The sequence below is a fragment of the Prauserella rugosa genome (genome assembly GCF_000719975.1).
GTDB lineage: Bacteria > Actinomycetota > Actinomycetes > Mycobacteriales > Pseudonocardiaceae > Prauserella > Prauserella rugosa.
This window is the reverse complement of record NZ_JOIJ01000015.1, coordinates 56,896-74,548: the sequence shown is the minus strand read 5'-3', so window position 1 is coordinate 74,548 and position 17,653 is coordinate 56,896. Positions and strand designations below refer to the sequence as shown.

The following is a 17,653-nucleotide window of genomic DNA, read 5'->3' as shown; positions in this document are numbered from 1 at the left end:
GGATTCAGGGGATCAGCAGGACCTTGCCGACCGCCGGGTCGCCGGAGCCGACGAGCGCGATCGCGTCGGCGAACTCCGCCAGCGGTCTGCGGTGGGTGATCAGTGGTTCCGTCCGAAGCAGACCGAGCGCGAACGCGCGCACGGCGTGCGACCACGCGCGCGGCGGGGCACCGAACACGGTGCGCACGTCGAGCCTGCGGACCACGAGGTCGGTCGGGTCGAGTCCCGCCGCGCCCTCCGGCGGGATGCCGGTGAGCACGAGCCTGCCGCCGCGGCGCAGCAACTCCGCCGACGTGCGGGCGGACGCCGACGCACCCGCCGTCTCGACGACCACGTCCATGCGGCCGGCCACGTCGTCGACCGGTTCGTCTTTGGTACGGAAGGAATCGGCGCCCAGCTCCCGTGCCACCGCGGCCCGTTCGGTACCACCGCCGATCACGAGCAGCTCCGCCGGTGAGGACGCGGCCAGCAGTTGCAGTGCCGTCAGCCCGAGCGCTCCGTCGCCGACGACCGCGACCCGGTCGCCCGGCTGCACCTGCGCCGCCAGCACCGCCGCGGCACCGCACGCCGCGGGCTCCAACAGCGCGGCCGCGTGCAGATCCGCGTCGTCGGGCAGCACGTGCAGCAACCGGGCGGGCAGGGTCAGCGTGTCGGCCATGGCGCCAGGGCGGGTGAAGCCGGTCTCGTCGTAACCGGCCGTGCAGAGCGTCGGGTCACCATCCCGGCACCGCGCGCACGTCTGGCAGTTGCGGAATCCCTCGCCGACGACCTTCCGGCCGGCCAGCGAGGGGTCGGCGTCGTCGCCGACCGCCTCCACCACCCCGGCCCACTCGTGGCCGGGGGTCACCGGGTACCGCACGTACTCCGCGGGACGGGTGCCCGCGAACAGCTCCCGGTCGCTGCCGCACAGTCCGCATGCGTGGACACGGACGAGCACCTCGCCGCGGCCGGGCGCTCGGGGCGCGGTGTCGGCCAGTCGGGCGCTGCCCGGCTCGTCGACGACCACCGCGACCCCGGGGTTCACGCCGATCCCGTCGGATCGCGCTTCTCCCACCCCTCGGCCCACAGGTCGAAGTGCGCCCGCTGCTGCGGGAACTCCGCCGCCGCGTCGGTGTCGAGCTCGACGCCGAGACCCGGTTCGTCGGGGAGGGCGAAGTAGCCATCGACGACCTGCGGAGCGCCCTTCACGACGTGCTTGATCTGCGCGTCGGCGAAGTCGTTGAAGTGCTCGAGGATCTTGAAGTTCGGCGTGCAGCCGGCGAGCTGCAGGGAGGCCGCCGTCAGCACCGACCCGCCGACGTTGTGCGGCGCGACGAGCATGTAGTGGGTCTCGGCCGTGGCCGCGAGCTTGCGCGTCTCGGCGATGCCTCCGATGTGGCCCACGTCCGGCTGCAGGATGTCGACGGCCTGCGAGTCGAACAGTTCGCGGAACTCGATGCGGTCGTGGATCCGCTCACCGGTCGCGATCGGCGCGTCCACTTTGCTCGCGACCTTCTCCAGCGCCTTCAGGTTCTCCGGCGGGACGGGCTCCTCGATCCACGCCGGCTTGTACGGCGCGAGTTCCTTCGCCAGTCGCACCGCGGTCGCGGGACTGAATCGGCCGTGCATCTCGAGCATGAGCTCGCACTCGTCGCCGATCGCGTCGCGCACCGCTTCGATGAGCGAGACGGCGTAGGTGGTCGCGTCGTGGTCGAGTTCGAAATAGCCGGTGCCGAACGGGTCGATCTTGAGCGCGCGGTACCCGCGTTCGACGACGGTGCGCGCGGCGGCGTGGTACGACTCGGGCGTGCGCTCGGTGGTGTACCAGCCGTTGGCGTAGGCCTTGACCCGGTCGGTGACCTTGCCGCCCAGCAACTGCCAGACCGGCACGCCGAGCGCCTTGCCCTTGATGTCCCAGCACGCCATCTCGATACAGGCGATGCCGGACATCACGATCTCGCCCGCTCTGCCGTAGTCGCCGTACTTCATGCGACGCACCAGGTCCTCGATCGCGAACGGATCGGACCCCGCGATGTGGTTGACCTCGGCCTCGCGCAGGTAGCCGAGCAGCGCCTCGGTGTGGCCCAGCATGCGCGTCTCACCGACGCCCGTGAGGCCGTCATCGGTGTGGACGAGCACGTAGGTCAAGTTGCGCCACGGCGTCCCGACGACATGCGTACTGATTCCGGTGATCTTCACAAGCACACCCCAGCGTGTGTTCGAGATTTCGGACGTCGTTCGAAATGCAGGCCAAACCTATTAGTCACCCATCCGGGTGTCAATGGACTGTTCCGGCGATATCCGCGGCATAGACCGTGCCGCACGTCCCCCACGCACCCGGCCCCACAGCAGACCCCAAGAAACAGGGCCCCAACACAGGAGCGGGGCGTACCGACGGCACCAGCCCTCGGTACGCCCCGCTCCGCGCCGACCCCCGCACCGGCGCGACGATCGGCTCAGCGGCGGTGGATCCGCGCCAACCACGCCGGAAGCTCGACGGTGTCCCCGACCGCGACACCGAGCCCCTCGGCGTGCTCGGGAACCGTCGCCACGGCGCGGTAGCGCGAGGCCTCCAACGCCGCGATGTCCCATCCGGCGCCGAACGCCGACCGGATCGCGGTGTCGCGGATACGCGGTCCGAACCCCGGCTCACCGGTGTCGGCCAGGACGAGCACGTGCACCGTCGCGCCCGGCCGGGTGGCCCGGTGCAGCACGTCGGCGTAGCGCCGCTGGTCGTCCTCACCGAACACGTGGAACAGGGCGCTGTCCACGACGGTGTCGAACGCACCCTCGTGGGCCGTCCCCAGCGCGAACACGTCGGCGACCTCGAACCGTGCGGCGACGCCCCGCTGCGCGGCGTTGCGGCGCGCCAGCTCGACGGCCCGGTCGGCGAAGTCGACGCCGAGCACCTCGTATCCGCGCTCGGCGAGCAGGATCGTGTGCTCGCCCGCGCCGCACCCGGCGTCGAGCACCGTGCCGTGGATCCGCCCGTCCCGTTCCAGCGCCTCGACGGCGGGTTGGGCACCGTCGATCACCCAGCCCGCCGTGCCGTCGACGTAGGCGCGGTCGAAGTTGTCCCGCGCGATGGTCCCCTCGCTCATGGCAAGCCCTCCGTGGCGTCTGTGCCGGTTCTGTGCCGGCGCCGGGAGACCGCCCGTCGATCTCCACTGCGCACGAGCCTCGTCCCTCGAGCGCACTCGAAGTCAAGTGGGAACCTCGGTCACGTGGGAACCGCGTGCGACTTCCGTCGGTTGCCGTGGACGCGGTCCACACTCAGCCTGATCACATGCGGATGACACGTCGAACACTCAGCGTCACAGCCGGAGCGTTGCTCCTCCTGGCCACCGCTGCGCCGGCGGGTGCCCAGGCCCCCACGGACACCACGGACGCCACGGGCGCCGCGCCCGACCGCGGCGTCTACGAGGTCACGGCCGGCGCCGCCGACGGGCAGGCCCTCGCCCGCGCGGGCGTCGACGTCCTCGGGTCCCGCGGCGACACCGTCACGGTGGTCGCCGACCCCGCGCAGGCGCAGCAGCTGCGGGCGGCCGACGTCGCACTGAACCCGGTCGGCGACTTCGACGCCATGCTCGCCGAGCGCAACCCCGAGGTGGCCGACCCGAAGGCGGCCGCCGACGAGTTCCCCGAGGGCGACGAGGACTACCACACCTACGACCAGCTCATGACCGCGCTCGAAACCGCGGCGCAGGACCACCCCGACATCACCGAACTGTCCGATGTGGGCACGTCCCACGAGGGGCGCACCATCCCGCTCATGCGCATCGGAGCCGGATCCGACACCGACAAGCCCGAGGTCCTGTTCACGTGCAACCAGCACGCGCGCGAACACCTGACCACGGAGATGTGCCTGCGCATCGTGGAGCGCTTCACCGACGGCTACGGCACCGACGACACGGTCACCGAGCTCGTCGACACCCGCCAGATCTACGTGATCCCCACGGTGAACCCGGACGGGTCCGAGTACGACATCAGCGGCGGCCAGTACCAGGGCTGGCGCAAGAACCGCCAGGACCAGGGCACGGACCTGAACCGCAACTGGGGCTACAAGTGGGGCTGCTGCGGCGGTTCCAGCGGCGAGCCGACGTCCGAGACCTACCGCGGCACTGAGGCCTTCTCGGCCCCGGAGACGTCGGCGGTGCGGGACTTCGTCAACTCGCGGGTCGTGGACGGCGAACAGCGGATCAAGGCACACATCGACTTCCACACCTACGGCGAGCTCGTGCTGTGGCCCTTCGGGCACACCACCGACGACACCGGTGAGGGCATGACCGAGGAGCAGGCGCAGCGCTTCCGGTCGGTCGGCGAGGAGATGGCAGGCACCAACGGCTACACCCCGCAGCAGTCCAGCGACCTGTACGTCACCGACGGCGACGTCACCGATTGGATGTGGGGCCAGCACAAGATCCTGAGCTTCACGTTCGAGATGTACCCCGGCGACGGGGGCGGCCTCGACGGGTTCTACCCCGGTGACGAGAACATCGGCCCGGAGACCCAGCGCAACGACGAGGCGGTCGACATCCTCCTCCGCGAGGCGGGCGCGTAACGGCGAAGCACCTCGCCGGTGGGCGGCGGGCAGGTGCCCACCACCGACCGGCGAGGTCGGTCGACGGGTTATCGGCCGTCGGTGCGGTACGTCGTGGCCGTGCCGAGCCGGTCGACCGTCGTGCGCAGCACGTCCAGACACTGTTGCCAGCCGGTGAAGGTCTGCTCGGCCCACGGGTTGTCGGCGAAGGTGTGCTCGAACGTCAGCACGCATCCGGCACCGTCGGCTTCCAGCATGAATCGCAGCCGGTGCGCGCCGGTCTCGGCGTCGAACTCGGTGAAGGCCAACGTCCGTTCGGCAGCGAGTTCGGTGATCTCGGCGTACAGATCGGTCGGCGCGCCGTCGGGCTCGCGGAACCGGATGATGCCGCCGACCCGCAGGTCCAGCTCCTCGATCGCGAACGGGTACCACGCACCGAGGTGCTCGGGTTCGGTCAGCGCCCGCCACACCTTGGCGGGCGGGTGCGGATACCGCCGTTCGAATCGCAACTGCCAGCCGTCGTCGGTGCGCCGTCGGGTGTCGCTCACGTCTGCTCCTCGGTCTCGTCCTGGGTCTCTTCCGGGGTCCCGGTCTCGTTCTGGATCTCGGGGTCGTCCGGCATCGCGTCGAGGTGGCGTTCGAGGGCGTCGAGACTGTCGGACCAGAGCCGCCGATAGGGCGCGAGCCACTCGTCGACGTCGGCCAGCGGGCCGGGTCGCAGTCGGTACCAGCGGCGCTGGGCCTCCTGTCGCACCGACACCAGACCGGCCTCCCGCAGGACGCGCAGGTGCTTGGACACCGCGGGCTGGGTGAGTGCCAGTTCGTCCACCAGCTCCCCCACCAGGCGTTCCCTGGTTCTGAGCAGGTCGAGGATCTCCCGCCGACGAGGTTCGGCCAACGCCGCGAACGTAGTTGCCACGTTGGTTATATAACCAGAGCGGAATGTTCAGAGCAAGCAATCAGACAAGGCACTGGTTGCCAGCGCACGAATGCGCACGGCCGTGCTAATCTGGGTGCATGACCGCAGCGTTGGAAACCGTGCTCGCCCGCGCGGGACTGAAGGTGGACACCGCCGAGTTCCTCGCGCTCGTGGAACAGGCGGCGAAGCGCCTGTCCCCCGGCAACCCCGAGCCCGCGCACTACTTCTCCACCGAGCAGCGGGACGTGCTCACCGACGTCGGTCTCGACCTGTCGCCGACCCGCGACGACGAAGCCGACCCGCGGGCGTCCACGGTGGCCACCCAGGCGGTCTTCGCCGACTCCGCACTCTCCGTCGGCGAGGCGGCCCGCAGGCTCGGCGTGGACGACAGTCGCGTGCGGCACCGGCTCAAGCAGCACCGCCTCGCCGGGTGGAAGGACCACGGCGGCTGGCGCCTGCCCGCGTGGCAGTTCACGGCCGACGCCGCGGTCCCCGGGCTCGACGTCGTGCTGCGCGCCGTACCCGACGACCAGCCCGCCCTGGTGGTCGCCGGCTTCATGACCACGCCTCAGGACGACCTGCGCATCCACGACCGGCCCACGACCCCGCGCGACTGGCTGCTGGCGGGCGGCGATCCCACGCGCGTCGCCGAGCTGGCCGCTACCCTCGGAACACCCGCCTGATCCACACCCGGGACACCGCGCAGCACCACCCACGCACCACATCCACGAACGACCGCGCACCGAGGAGCACGTCGGCACACCCATGGCACGGCTACCCCTGCCCCCGCCGGGCGAGGTCCTGCGAGAGCACCTTCGCCCCGACGAGGACATCGTCGCGGTCCACCCCGCCACCCGGCTCGTGCGCGTGTTCTCCGCACGCGGCAACCACCCGCAACGGTGGGACACGTTCCGCCGCGTCGGCCCGGTTCCGCACGCCCGCTTCGACCCGCATCCCGCCGCCGAGTCACCCGCCGAGGACCCCGAGAACGGGGTGCTCTACTTCGGACTGTCGGTGCGCACGAGCGTGGCCGAGGTCTTCCAGACCACCTCCGTCGTGGACCGCAAGACCCGCGGGCCACACCTGGTCGTCGTCCGGCCCGCCCGCACACTGCATCTGCTCGATCTGACCGGACTGTGGCCCACCCGTGCCGGCGCGTCGCAGGAGATCTCCAGCGGTGCGAAGAAGGTCACCCAGGCATGGGCACGCGCCATCCGCGCGGAACTGCCCGATCTGGACGGGCTCTGGTACCGCTCGTCCATGGACGGCGGCGCACCGGCCGTGTGCCTGTGGGACCCGCCCGCCGCCTCGGCACTGCCCGCTACGCCCGACATCCTGCTCGGCCTCGACCACCCCGGCCTGGACGTGCCGCTGGCCAGGGTGTGCCGGGAACTCGGCTACGTGATGGTCGACTGAGCACCGCTCCCGAGCCGGCCCGAACGGACGTGCCTGCCGGGAGTTCCCACGACGACGAACTGCGGCGGGACCGGCCTTGCACCATGTGTCCCGCCGCGTCCGTCCACACGCGACCCCGGCGGCTCAGCCGACGGGCAGGTGACGCGACCACCAGTCGAGCACGGCCTCGAACCGCTGAACGCGGTGCCGAGGCTTGCCCGACCGGGTCAGCTCGTGCCCTTCACCGGGGAAGAGCAGGAACTCCGTGTCCGCCCCGTTCTTCTTGAGCGCCACGAACATTCGCTGCGCCTGCTCAAGCGGGCACCGCCAGTCCAGTTCGGAGTGCACCACCGCGAACGGGATGTCGATGTCGGCGACGTAGGACAGCGGGCTGCGCCTGCGCTGCTCGTCGAGGTCGGCGCCGACGTAGTTCTCGGTGAACGACCAGCCGATGTCGGAGGCGCCCGCGAACGAGTCCCATGCGTTCACCGCACGCTCGCTCCAGGCGGCGCGGAACCGGTGCCCGTGGTGCGAGGCCAGCCACCCCGTCATGAACCCGCCGTACGAACCGCCCATCACGCCGACCCGGTCGGCGTCGGTGTCGGGGCGGTCGAGCGCGGCGTCGAGCAGCGCCAGCACGTCGTCGGCGTCCACCGTGCCGAGGGCGTGCAGCACCGCGCGGCCGTGCGACTCGCCGTACCCGGCCGAACCGCGCGGATTCGCCAGCACCACGGCGTATCCGGCCGCGGCGTAGACCTGGGCCTCGTCGAACAGGCTCCACTCGTACGCGGCGAACGGACCGCCGTGCACGACGAGCAGCACCGGGTGCGGACCCTCGCCCTCCGGCGTCACCACCCATCCGTGCACCGGGTAGCCGTCCGCCGACGTCGCGGTCAGCTCCTCGGCGGGAAGGACGCCGGCCTCGCGCAGCGGGACGGACAGCGCGGTGCGGGCCGTGAACCCACCACCGCCCGTCGACACGAGCACCTCACCGGAGTCGGCCGGTCCGGCCTGGACCACCGCGATGCGATCCCCGTCCACGGCGAACGACCGCACGGCGGCCCGCTCGCCCGTCAGCACCGGGAGCTCGTCGAGCAGGGCGTCCGAGCCGTGCAGCGGCACGGACCGCAACTCCGCGGCGCCGCGATGTCCGACCACCACGAGCACGTCGTCGTCGCGCACGGCCGGTGGCCCCGCCGCGGCGACGCAGTCGACCGTCTCGGCGTCGGTGAGCCTGCGTGGCGGCTGCCCACCGTCGAGCGGCGCCGCCCACAGACCCGAGTTGGTCGCCGCCGCGGCCGCGCCCTCGAAGGCCGCGCCGTAGTAGTAGACGGTGGTATCGGCGACGACCGGCCGTTCGGCCCGCCCCGCGGTACGTACGACGAGCCGGGGGTCGCCGCCGTCCGCGGGTACGGCGTAGATGTCGCTCTGCAGCGTTTCGACCGCGTCCCAGTCCCGCGGCGCGACGACCAGGATCGTCTGCCCGTCCGGCGTCCACGCCGGTTCCCGCACCGAGGCCGCGTCGTCGGTCATCGGTTCCGGTTCGGTGACCGGGTCCTCGGCGAGCGCGTCGACGACGAACAGCCGCTGTGGACGGTCACGCAGGAATCCGACGTTGTCGACGCGGTAGTCGTAGCGGGTGATGCGCCGCGGTGCCTCCTCCCCCGCCTCCGGCGTGCGGCCCTCGTCGTCCGGGGTGCCGTACCGGCCGGGTTCGGGCACGCGCGCGGTGAAGGCGATCCGCCGCGAGTCCGGCGCCCACACCGGTTCACCGACACCGAGCGGCAGGGCCGTGAGCACCCGCGCCTCGCCGCCGGCCGTGGGCATCACGTGCAGCTGCGCGGGTCCGGACCCCTCGCCCCGCAGGAACGCGACCCATCGCCCGTCCGGGGAGATCACCGGGGAGCTGTCGTGAGCACCGTGGGTCCACGCGCTCAGTCCGTCGTCGCCGACCCAGTGCAGGGCCGAGACGTAGCTGTTCGTGTCGAGGTCGGGGCGGCTGACGGCGACGAGAAGAAGTTCCCCCGACAGGGCGGGCCTGCCGGCGGTCTTCAGCAGTTCGATATCGGTAGGACGCACGGCGCCGACCCTACACCGACTCGTTAGCCGCGCTAAAGACCTTGGCGCGTCAGCCGCGCTCGTCGGGCTTGTCCTCCGGCGCGGCAGCATGCAGGTCGAGTCCGGACTGCTCGACCACGCTCGGGTCGCGCTTGGCCTTCGCCAGGCTCGCCACGGTGGTCACGGCCAGCACGACGACGATGACGCCCAGCGACATCCAGTTGTTGATCTCCAGCCACGGCGGCGTCACGTGGTACTCGTGCAGCGCGTGGAGCACCAGCTTCACCCCGATGAACGCCAGGATGATCGCCAGCCCCTGCGACAGGTACACCAGCTTGCTGACCAGCCCGCCGAGCAGGAAGTACAACTGCCGCAGGCCCATCAGCGCGAAGGCGTTGGCGGTGAAGACGAGGAACGCCTCCTGCGTGATACCGAAGATCGCCGGGATGGAGTCGACGGCGAACAGCAGGTCGGCGCTGCCGATCGCGACGATCACGAGCGCCATCGGCGTCAGGTACCGCTTGCCGTTCTTCTTGACGATCGAGTGGTGACCCTCGTAGTCGTCGGTGACCGGGAAGACCTTGCGCGTCAGGCGCGTGACCAGGTTCTCGTGGTACTCGGACTCGTCGTCGTCCTTCTTCCGCACCATGTTGATCGCGGTGAAGATGAGGAAGGCCCCGAACAGGAAGAAGATCCAGACGACCTGGGAGATCGCCCAGGCGCCGATGGCGATGAACACGCTGCGCATCGCCAGTGCGATCACGATGCCGATCAGCAGCACGCGGTGCTGGTGGATCGCGGGCACCTTGAACGAGGCCATGATCACCATGAAGATGAACAGGTTGTCCACCGACAACGAGTACTCGGTGATGTAGCCCGTGAAGAACTCGACGCCGGGATCGTGCCCGGCCAGCAGCCACACGCCGATGCCGAACAGCACCGCACACGCGACGTAGAACGTCACCCAGCGAGCGGCCTCTCCCGTCGTCACCTCGTGGGGTTTGCGGTCGACGATCACCAGATCGATCGCGAGCAACACGATGAGGCCGCCGACGGTCGCGGCCCAGAGCCAGAACGGCACGGTCATGGACGAACTCCTCCGGTTAGCGGGTAGCTGCCACTATCCGGAGGTCTCTTCCACCGGCGGCGCCCTGCGGCGACCCATCCGGCCGGCGATGCCGGGTGCTCGGGAGGCAACCGTGTTGACGACACCGCCGTGAGGGAATACTCCCCTCCACAGCCCCTCCATCTTTGCCCCTCGCCGCGCCGCGGCGCCAGTCGAGACCGACGTTCCCCTGGTCACCACGTGTGTAACATCGATCACACGCGGTCAGGGATCGGGCATGCGGGACGAACCGAACCTCCCGCCCCCGCGTCGCGAGCACCGGGCCAATAGTGTGAGCATCGTGCCCCGCTTCCTTCACAGCCGTGGCCGCCGACTGGCGGCACTGGCCGCCGCGGTCGTCGTACTCGTCGCCGGCGGGCTCCTGCTGCTCGGCGACGACGAGCAGCAGGTGACGTACCGGACGCAGACGGCGACCATCGACGTCGAGGCCACGCCGGGCTCCGAGCAGCGCGAGCAGCTCGACACCACGCTCTACGTGCCGGACGAGACGCCGGCACCCGCGGTGTTGGTGCCGCACGGCTTCGGCGGGGACAAACGCAGCGTGGAACGGGACGCGCGGGAACTGGCCGAGAAGGGTTTCGTGGTGCTGACCTGGTCGGCACGCGGATTCGGCAACAGCACCGGGCAGATCTCGCTCAACGATCCCGACCGTGAGGTCGCCGACGCCTCCCGACTGCTCGACCACCTCTCGGCGATGCCGGAGGTGATCACCGACGACGACGGCGATCCGCGGGTCGGTGTCACGGGCGGTTCCTACGGCGGGGCGCTCGCGCTGCTGCTGGCCGGCACGGACGAACGCGTCGACGCCATCGCCCCGGCGATCACCTACAACGACCTCGGACGCTCGCTGCTGCCCAACCACGCGGCCCGGGGCGACGTCGAGAAGGCCACGCCCGCGCCCGGCGGCGACGCCGAGTCGGGGGTTCTGAAGACCTCGTGGATCGGGACGTTGTTCTCGGCGGGCAGCGGCGCCGCGACGCCGTCGTCGGGCGATGCCGGACCCGACGCCGTGGAGGCCGGCCAGGACGAGGAGAACGACGACGTCGCCACCGCACCGGGGGACGGCGGCACCGGCAACGGCACCGGAACGGGCGGTTCCGTCCCGGGCCTGTCCGGCGACGCGAGCGGCGGACAGGGGGCGGGCAACGGCGCGTGCGGCCGGTTCAGCGCCGAGGTGTGCGCCGCCTACACCGACGTCGCCACCGACGGCAAGGCCGACCGGGCGACGCTGGAGCTGTTGCACCGCGTCTCCCCCGCATCGGTCACCGACAACATCACCATCCCCACGCTGCTCGTCCAGGGTGAGCACGACACCCTCTTCGGTCTCGACCAGGCCGACGCCAACGCCAGGCAGATCGCCGACGCAGGCGGCGAGGTGTCGGTCGCCTGGTACGCGGGCGGCCACGACGGCGGCGGCCCCGGCCCCACGCTGCGCGGGGTGATGGCCGACTTCCTCTGGCACCACCTCACCGGCGAAGGCTCTGCTCCCTCTGTTCCCTCTGCCCCCGCTGACGCGGATGCCGCCGCTGTCCCGGCCGCACCGTTCGCCTACGACGTCACCGGAGCCCTGCGCGCGAACGGCGCCCCGTCGGTGCGCAACGTCGAGGCCGGTGCCTATCCCGGCGTGAACGGCGACGACGTGCAGCGCCGTGCCGTGCGGCTCGACGGCGGCGAACAGCAGATCGTCCGCCCGCCGGGCGGCACCCCGGCCTCCATCACCGGCATCCCCGGCCTCAACCGCATCGTCGCCGGCTCGTCGCGCCTGTCCGGACTGTTCACGCTCGACCCGCCCGGACAGGCCGCCATGTTCACCTCGCAGCCGATGTCCGGACAGCTGCTCGCCGCGGGCGCGCCCACCGTCCGGCTGCGGATCACTCCCGAGCAGGCGGCTCCCGAGCGCCAGGACGACCGGAACCCCGACGGCAACAGCAACGGCAACGGCAACAGCACCGCGAACGGGAACGGGAACGGGAACGGGCGGAACACGCCGGAGGAAGCGGTGCTGTTCGCCAAGGTCTACGACGTGGGCCCCGACGGCACCCGCACCCTGCCGGGGAACGCGGTCGCACCGATCCGCGTGCCCCTGTCCGAGGACGGCTCCCCCACCGAGGTCGACGTCACCCTGCCCGGCATCGTCCGGCCGTTCGAGGCCGACCACCGCCTGCAGCTCGTCGTCAGCACCACCGACCAGTCCTACGACGTACCCGACTCCCCCGCCGCCTACCGGATCTCGGTCGCGGGCGACGACGGCCTCGCCGTCCCGGTCGTACCGGGTACGACGGAGACCGCCGGATGGCCGGTCGCGCAGCTCGCCGGCATCGGCGGCGCACTCGCCGTCGCGGCCGCCGTGGCCGTGATCGCCGCGATCCGGCGCAGGCGTTCGCACACGGTCGACCCGGACCTGGCCGACACCCCGATGGTCATCTCCGGCCTCACGAAGTCCTACCCCGGCGGCCTCGCCGCGGTCAGCGACCTGTCCTTCCGCGTCGAACGCGGGCAGGTGCTGGGCCTGCTGGGTCCGAACGGCGCGGGGAAGACGACGACCCTGCGGATGCTCATGGGCCTGATCACGCCGACCCACGGCGAGATCCGCGTCTTCGGCCACCGGGTGAGTCCCGGTGCTCCGGTGCTGTCGCGCATCGGCTCGTTCGTCGAAGGCGCGGGTTTCCTGCCGCATCTGTCGGGCGCGGCCAACCTCGAGCTGTACTGGCAGGCCACGGGCCGTCCGGCCGACAGGGCGCACGTGGCCGAGGCCCTCGAGATCGCCGGGCTGGGCGACGCCGTCCACCGGAAGGTGCGCACCTACAGCCAGGGCATGCGTCAGCGGCTGGCCATCGCACAGGCGATGCTGGGGTTGCCGGAACTGCTCGTACTCGATGAACCGACCAACGGGCTGGACCCGCCCCAGATCCACCAGATGCGCGAGGTCCTGCGCCGGTACGCGGCCACGGGCCGCACCGTCGTGGTGTCGAGTCATCTGCTGGCAGAGGTCGAGCAGACCTGCACCGACGTCGTGGTCATGCACCGCGGCGAGCTCATCGCCTCCGGCGGGGTGCACGACATCATCGCCGCGGGCGGCGAGGCGACGTTCCGGGTCGACGACTCCGTGCTGGCCGCCGAGACGCTGCGCGGGCTCGCCGGGGTGTCCGACGTGGAGGTCGACGGCGAACTCGTCCACGCCGACCTCGGAGCCCTGCCGCGCAGTGCGGCGGTCGCGGCCCTGGTGCGCGCCGACGTGTCGGTGGAGCAGGCCGGTCCGCGGCGCAGGCTCGAGGACGCGTTCCTGCAACTCGTCGGGGAAGGGGACGGCGCATGAGCGACGCGGAACGGGACACCTCGAGCGCCGAGGGCAACGCGGAACGCAAGGGCAACGCGGAACGCGACGGCACAGTGCCTGCGCGGAACCCGGCGGCGACCGGGGCGGGGCACGCCCTCGATCAGCACGGGGTGCACACCGACCCGGCTGCACTGCAGGAGTTGACCGACGCCGCCGACGCCGAGCCGACCGCGGGTGTCGGGGCCGACGGCGCCGTCGCCGGCTACCGCGCGGGCCGCACGCTGCGGCTGGGTGTCGAACTGCGGCGGCAGCTGCGCAGGCGGCGGACGCAACTGGTGCTGGCGTTCGTCGCGCTGTTGCCGGTGATCCTGGTCGCGGCGTTCGAGATCGGCGAGGCCAGTCCGAACCGCCGGTCGGGCGGGTTCATCGACCTGGCGACCGCGAGCGCACCGAACTTCGTCGTGGTGGCGCTGTTCGTGTCGGGCTCGTTCCTGTTGCCGATGATCGTGGCGCTGTACTTCGGCGACACGATCGCCAGCGAGTCGTCGTGGTCGAGCCTGAAATACCTACTCGCCATTCCGGTGCCCCGGCACCGGCTGCTCCGGCAGAAGGCGATGGCGTCGGCTTTGCTGTCGGCATTGACGATCGTGGTGCTTCCGGTGTCGGCCCTCGTCGTCGGCACGATCTGGTACGGCACGGGTGAGGCGATCAGTCCGACGGGCGATTCGATCGCCTTCTCCGACAGCGTGCTCGCGCTCGGCCTGGCCACCCTGTACCTGATCGTGCACCTGGCGTGGGTCGCCGGCCTGGCGATGGTGCTGAGCGTCTCGACCGACGCGCCGCTCGGGGCGGTCGGCGGGGCCGTGCTGGTGTCGATCCTGTCGCAGATCCTCGACCAGATCACCGCGCTCGGCGATCTGCGGGACTTCCTGCCGACGCATTTCTCGTTCGCGTGGATGGATCTGATCGCGACCGACGTCGAGTGGACCCGGATGGCGTCCGGCGCGCTGTCGGCCACGCTGTTCGGGACGGTGTTCTTCCTGCTCGCGGCACGCCGGTTCGCGACAAAGGACGTCACGAGCTGAGGTGGTGGACGGCGCGGCGGCCACCACCTCAGCTGTGCCTCCGGCCGTGCCTCGGCCCGTGCGGATCAGCCCCACTGGTAGGCGAGCAACTTGCCGTCCAGGGTCACCACGACCCGGTCGCCGCCCGGGTCGGCGCGACGGTCGACGTCGAGCCGGAAGTTGATGGCGCTCATGATCCCGTCGCCGAACTTCTCGTGGATCAGTTCCTTGATCGTGGGCCCGTAGACCTGGAGGACCTCGTAGAACCGGTAGATCGTCGGGTCGGTGGGCACGGCGGTCTCGAGTGCTCCGCGCGTCGGCTGCGCGCGCAGGGCGGCGGCGACCTCGTCGTCGAGTTCGAGCACCTGCGCGGCGGTACGCGCCTGCTCCGCGCTCAACGGGTGCTGCCCGAGCAGCGCCGCGGTCGACCAGGCGACCGGCGCGTCGAGGAGTTCGGCGAGCTTCTCCCAGGTCAGTCCCAGGCGGTCCTTGGCGGCCAGGACGACGGTGGCCGCGTCCTTCTTGGTGATCGGGGTGGCGGTCATGGCGGCACGCTAGTCACGCGCCGTTTCGCCGGTGTTTCCCGCGAGCGACGTTTCCCGGTCGGTTCGGCGTCACCGGAGGGTTCCGGGTCCACCCGGTGGGTTCGGTGCTGATGACAGGCCGGCAGGAATGACCGACAATTTCGAGGCAGGATCGTCCTTTCCCGCATGCGACCGATATCCGGTAAGGAGGCCGTCATGCCTCGTCCCGTGTTCTTCGAGGTCTACGCGAGCGATCCGGAGCGCGCGATCACGTTCTACACGACCGTGTTCGAATGGCACTTCGAAAGATGGGCGCCCGAGGCCATGTGGGCGATCACGACCGGCACCGGCGCGCAGGGCATCGACGGCAATCTCGTGTTGCGCGACCAGCCACCGCCGCAGAACGGTGCCGCGGCTCCCACGTGTTCGCTGACGATGGATGTCGACGACCTGGAGTTGATGATGCGCGAAGTCGAACAGGCGGGCGGCAGTGTGGCCGGGCCGGTGCGCACCATCCCGGAGGTCGGCAGGTTGGTCTACTGCCGCGACCCGGAGGGCACGCTGTTCGGCATGCTCGAGCCCGACCCCGGCGCGTCCTGACCGGTCACTGCTGTCCTGCCGCGTCCATCCCGCGCAGTTCCTTCTTCAGCTCGGAGATCTCGTCGCGGAGCCGGGCGGCGAGTTCGAACTGCAGGTCGCGCGCGGCCTGCATCATCTGGTCGGTCATCTGCTGGATGAGGTCGGCCAGCTCGGCACGCGGCATCGAACTCGGTTCGCGGTCGACGAGCATGCCGGAGCTGCGCACCTTGTCGCCCTGCTCGGGCTTCTTGCCCCGCGAGGCGTTGCGCCCGGAGCCACCGACGTCGACCTCCTCCTCGGAGTCCTCGGCCTCGGTGTAGACGCGGTCGAGGATGTCGGCGATCTTCTTGCGCAGCGGTTGCGGGTCGATGCCGTGTTCGGTGTTGTAGGCGATCTGCTTCTCGCGCCTGCGGTTGGTCTCGTCGATGGCGTACTGCATCGAGTCGGTGATCGTGTCGGCGTACATGTGCACCTGGCCGGACACGTTGCGCGCCGCGCGGCCGATCGTCTGCACCAACGACGTGCCGCTGCGCAGGAAGCCTTCCTTGTCGGCGTCGAGAATCGCCACGAGCGACACCTCGGGCAGGTCGAGGCCCTCACGCAGCAGGTTGATGCCGACGAGCACGTCGAAGTCGCCGGAGCGCAGCTGGCGCAACAGCTCGACCCGCCGGAGCGTGTCGACCTCCGAGTGCAGGTAGCGCACGCGGATGCCGAGCTCCAGCAGATAGTCGGTGAGATCCTCGGCCATCTTCTTGGTGAGCGTGGTGACCAGCGTCCGCTCGTCCTTGTCGGCACGGGTGCGGATCTCGTGGACCAGGTCGTCGATCTGCCCCTCGGTGGGTTTGACGACGATCTCCGGGTCGACCAGGCCGGTCGGGCGGATGACCTGTTCGACGAACTCGCCGCCGGCCTGGCCCATCTCGTAGGGCCCCGGGGTCGCCGACAGGTACACCGTCTGGCCGATGCGGTCGGCGAACTCCTCCCACGTCAGCGGCCGGTTGTCGAGCGCACTGGGCAGCCGGAAACCGTGGTCGACGAGGGTGCGCTTGCGCGACATGTCGCCCTCGAACATGGCGCCGATCTGCGGCACCGTCTGGTGCGACTCGTCGATGACGAGCAGGAAGTCCTCGGGGAAGTAGTCCAGCAGCGTGGCGGGTGCCGACCCGGCCGGCCGCGCGTCGATGTGGCGCGAGTAGTTCTCGATGCCCGAGCAGAACCCGACCTGGCGCATCATCTCGATGTCGTAGCTGGTGCGCATGCGCAGCCGCTGCGCCTCGAGGAGCTTGTTCTGCTTCTCGAGTTCGGCCAGCCGCTGCTCCAGTTCGGTCTCGATCGCGTGGACGGCCTTCTCCATGCGCTCCGGGCCGGCCACATAGTGCGTGGCCGGGAAGATGCGCACCTCGTCGACCTCGCTGACGATGTCGCCAGTCAGCGGGTGCAGGTAGTACAGGCTGTCGATCTCGTCGCCGAAGAACTCGACGCGGATCGCCAGCTCCTCGTAGGCGGGGATGATCTCGACGGTGTCGCCGCGCACGCGGAACGTGCCGCGGGCGAACGCCAGGTCGTTGCGGGTGTACTGCACGTCGACCAGCGCGCGCAGGAACACGTCGCGATCGACCTCCTCGCCGACCGCCAGCCGGGACGACCGGTCGAGGTACGACTGCGGCGTACCGAGACCGTAGATGCACGACACACTCGCCACCACGATGGTGTCGCGGCGGGAGAGCAGGTTCATCGTCGCCGAGTGCCGCAACCGTTCGACGTCGTCGTTGATCGACGAGTCCTTCTCGATGTAGGTGTCGGTCTGCGGGACGTACGCCTCGGGTTGGTAGTAGTCGTAGTAGCTGACGAAGTACTCGACCGCGTTGTGCGGGAAGAACTCACGCAGCTCGTTGGCCATCTGCGCGGCCAGCGTCTTGTTCGGCTCGAGCACGAGCGTGGGCCGCTGGACCCGCTCCACGAGCCACGCCGTGGTGGCCGACTTGCCCGTACCCGTCGCGCCGAGCAGCACGACGTCCTTCTCCCCCTGCGAGAGCCTGCGGTCGAGCTCCTCGATGGCCGCGGGCTGGTCGCCGGCCGGCTCGTACTCGCTGACGACCTCGAACCGGCCGCCCTTGCGGGGGACGTCGGAGACGGGCCGGAACTCGGAGTGCGCCAGCACGGGGTGTTCGGTCGCGAATGCCACGTCCCCC

At 70.7% G+C, this 17,653-nt stretch carries 15 protein-coding genes; 6 read left to right on the top strand and 9 right to left on the bottom strand.

Annotated features, from left to right (window positions below; genetic code table 11):
* Positions 1 to 4: 4 nt before the first annotated feature.
* The 3 genes from IF64_RS0119190 to IF64_RS0119180 form a co-directional block, all read right to left on the bottom strand.
* The gene (locus tag IF64_RS0119190; RefSeq protein WP_030533533.1) at positions 5 to 1,024 is read right to left on the bottom strand and encodes a zinc-dependent alcohol dehydrogenase; all 1,020 of its coding nucleotides are present in this window, start codon (positions 1,022 to 1,024) and stop codon (positions 5 to 7) included.
* Positions 1,021 to 2,178: a mandelate racemase/muconate lactonizing enzyme family protein gene (locus tag IF64_RS0119185; RefSeq protein ID WP_030533532.1), complete on the bottom strand. Its 1,158-nt coding sequence runs from the start codon at positions 2,176 to 2,178 to the stop codon at positions 1,021 to 1,023. Before IF64_RS0119185 ends, IF64_RS0119190 begins: the two co-directional genes overlap by 4 nt.
* 257 nt (positions 2,179 to 2,435) lie before the next feature.
* Positions 2,436 to 3,080, bottom strand: coding sequence for a class I SAM-dependent methyltransferase (locus tag IF64_RS0119180; RefSeq protein WP_030533531.1), 645 nt, complete (start codon positions 3,078 to 3,080; stop codon positions 2,436 to 2,438).
* 185 nt (positions 3,081 to 3,265) lie between these two features.
* Between IF64_RS0119180 and IF64_RS0119175 the strand changes: the two genes are divergently transcribed.
* A complete protein-coding gene (locus IF64_RS0119175) occupies positions 3,266 to 4,540 on the top strand; it encodes a M14 family metallopeptidase (protein ID WP_030533530.1) in 1,275 nt (424 codons plus the stop codon).
* A gap of 68 nt (positions 4,541 to 4,608) precedes the next feature.
* On the opposite strand, the gene IF64_RS0119170 is transcribed toward IF64_RS0119175, so the two are convergent.
* On the bottom strand, positions 4,609 to 5,067 hold the full coding sequence (locus IF64_RS0119170) for an SRPBCC domain-containing protein (protein WP_030533529.1): 459 nt from the start codon (positions 5,065 to 5,067) through the stop codon (positions 4,609 to 4,611).
* Positions 5,064 to 5,438 carry an ArsR/SmtB family transcription factor gene (locus IF64_RS0119165; protein ID WP_051757994.1) on the bottom strand — a complete coding sequence of 125 codons (375 nt, stop codon included), beginning with the start codon at positions 5,436 to 5,438 and terminating at the stop codon, positions 5,064 to 5,066. The genes IF64_RS0119170 and IF64_RS0119165 overlap by 4 nt, the downstream gene beginning before the upstream one ends.
* 98 nt (positions 5,439 to 5,536) lie before the next feature.
* Between IF64_RS0119165 and IF64_RS0119160 the strand changes: the two genes are divergently transcribed.
* Both IF64_RS0119160 and IF64_RS0119155 read left to right on the top strand, forming a co-directional pair.
* Positions 5,537 to 6,121 (top strand): MerR family transcriptional regulator, encoded by a 585-nt coding sequence (locus tag IF64_RS0119160; protein ID WP_030533527.1) that lies wholly within the window; start codon positions 5,537 to 5,539, stop codon positions 6,119 to 6,121.
* A gap of 82 nt (positions 6,122 to 6,203) precedes the next feature.
* Positions 6,204 to 6,854 carry an RES family NAD+ phosphorylase gene (locus IF64_RS0119155; protein ID WP_030533526.1) on the top strand — a complete coding sequence of 217 codons (651 nt, stop codon included), beginning with the start codon at positions 6,204 to 6,206 and terminating at the stop codon, positions 6,852 to 6,854.
* A 123-nt stretch (positions 6,855 to 6,977) separates the two neighbouring features.
* Here the strand turns inward: IF64_RS0119155 and IF64_RS0119150 are convergent, their stop codons facing one another.
* Together IF64_RS0119150 and IF64_RS0119145 are read right to left on the bottom strand one after the other, a co-directional pair.
* Positions 6,978 to 8,912 (bottom strand): S9 family peptidase, encoded by a 1,935-nt coding sequence (locus IF64_RS0119150; RefSeq protein ID WP_030533525.1) that lies wholly within the window; start codon positions 8,910 to 8,912, stop codon positions 6,978 to 6,980.
* A gap of 49 nt (positions 8,913 to 8,961) precedes the next feature.
* Positions 8,962 to 9,978, bottom strand: coding sequence for a TerC family protein (locus IF64_RS0119145; protein WP_036877203.1), 1,017 nt, complete (start codon positions 9,976 to 9,978; stop codon positions 8,962 to 8,964).
* A gap of 319 nt (positions 9,979 to 10,297) precedes the next feature.
* On the opposite strand from IF64_RS0119145, the gene IF64_RS0119140 reads away from it, so the two are divergent.
* Positions 10,298 to 13,333 carry an alpha/beta fold hydrolase gene (locus IF64_RS0119140; RefSeq protein ID WP_030533523.1) on the top strand — a complete coding sequence of 1,012 codons (3,036 nt, stop codon included), beginning with the start codon at positions 10,298 to 10,300 and terminating at the stop codon, positions 13,331 to 13,333.
* The gene (locus IF64_RS0119135) at positions 13,330 to 14,379 is read left to right on the top strand and encodes an ABC transporter permease (protein ID WP_084705969.1); all 1,050 of its coding nucleotides are present in this window, start codon (positions 13,330 to 13,332) and stop codon (positions 14,377 to 14,379) included. Before IF64_RS0119140 ends, IF64_RS0119135 begins: the two co-directional genes overlap by 4 nt.
* A gap of 65 nt (positions 14,380 to 14,444) precedes the next feature.
* Here the strand turns inward: IF64_RS0119135 and cynS are convergent, their stop codons facing one another.
* Complete coding sequence (gene cynS / locus IF64_RS0119130) at positions 14,445 to 14,903, bottom strand: cyanase (protein WP_030533521.1); 459 nt, start codon at positions 14,901 to 14,903, stop codon at positions 14,445 to 14,447.
* 195 nt (positions 14,904 to 15,098) lie between these two features.
* Between cynS and IF64_RS0119125 the strand changes: the two genes are divergently transcribed.
* Positions 15,099 to 15,482, top strand: coding sequence for a VOC family protein (locus IF64_RS0119125; RefSeq protein WP_030533520.1), 384 nt, complete (start codon positions 15,099 to 15,101; stop codon positions 15,480 to 15,482).
* Positions 15,483 to 15,486: 4 nt separating this feature from the next.
* Here IF64_RS0119125 and uvrB read toward each other — a convergent pair whose 3' ends face one another.
* On the bottom strand, positions 15,487 to 17,646 hold the full coding sequence (gene uvrB, locus IF64_RS0119120; RefSeq protein WP_030533519.1) for an excinuclease ABC subunit UvrB: 2,160 nt from the start codon (positions 17,644 to 17,646) through the stop codon (positions 15,487 to 15,489).
* Positions 17,647 to 17,653 lie beyond the last annotated feature (7 nt).

Coding starts and splice junctions, on each gene's coding strand:
- IF64_RS0119180 (WP_030533531.1), bottom strand. CDS start 3,080: ATGAGCGAGGGGACCATCGCGCGGGACAACTTCGACCGCGCCTACGTC.
- IF64_RS0119175 (WP_030533530.1), top strand. CDS start 3,266: ATGCGGATGACACGTCGAACACTCAGCGTCACAGCCGGAGCGTTGCTC.
- IF64_RS0119160 (WP_030533527.1), top strand. CDS start 5,537: ATGACCGCAGCGTTGGAAACCGTGCTCGCCCGCGCGGGACTGAAGGTG.
- IF64_RS0119155 (WP_030533526.1), top strand. CDS start 6,204: ATGGCACGGCTACCCCTGCCCCCGCCGGGCGAGGTCCTGCGAGAGCAC.
- IF64_RS0119145 (WP_036877203.1), bottom strand. CDS start 9,978: ATGACCGTGCCGTTCTGGCTCTGGGCCGCGACCGTCGGCGGCCTCATC.
- IF64_RS0119135 (WP_084705969.1), top strand. CDS start 13,330: ATGAGCGACGCGGAACGGGACACCTCGAGCGCCGAGGGCAACGCGGAA.
- cynS (WP_030533521.1), bottom strand. CDS start 14,903: ATGACCGCCACCCCGATCACCAAGAAGGACGCGGCCACCGTCGTCCTG.
- IF64_RS0119125 (WP_030533520.1), top strand. CDS start 15,099: ATGCCTCGTCCCGTGTTCTTCGAGGTCTACGCGAGCGATCCGGAGCGC.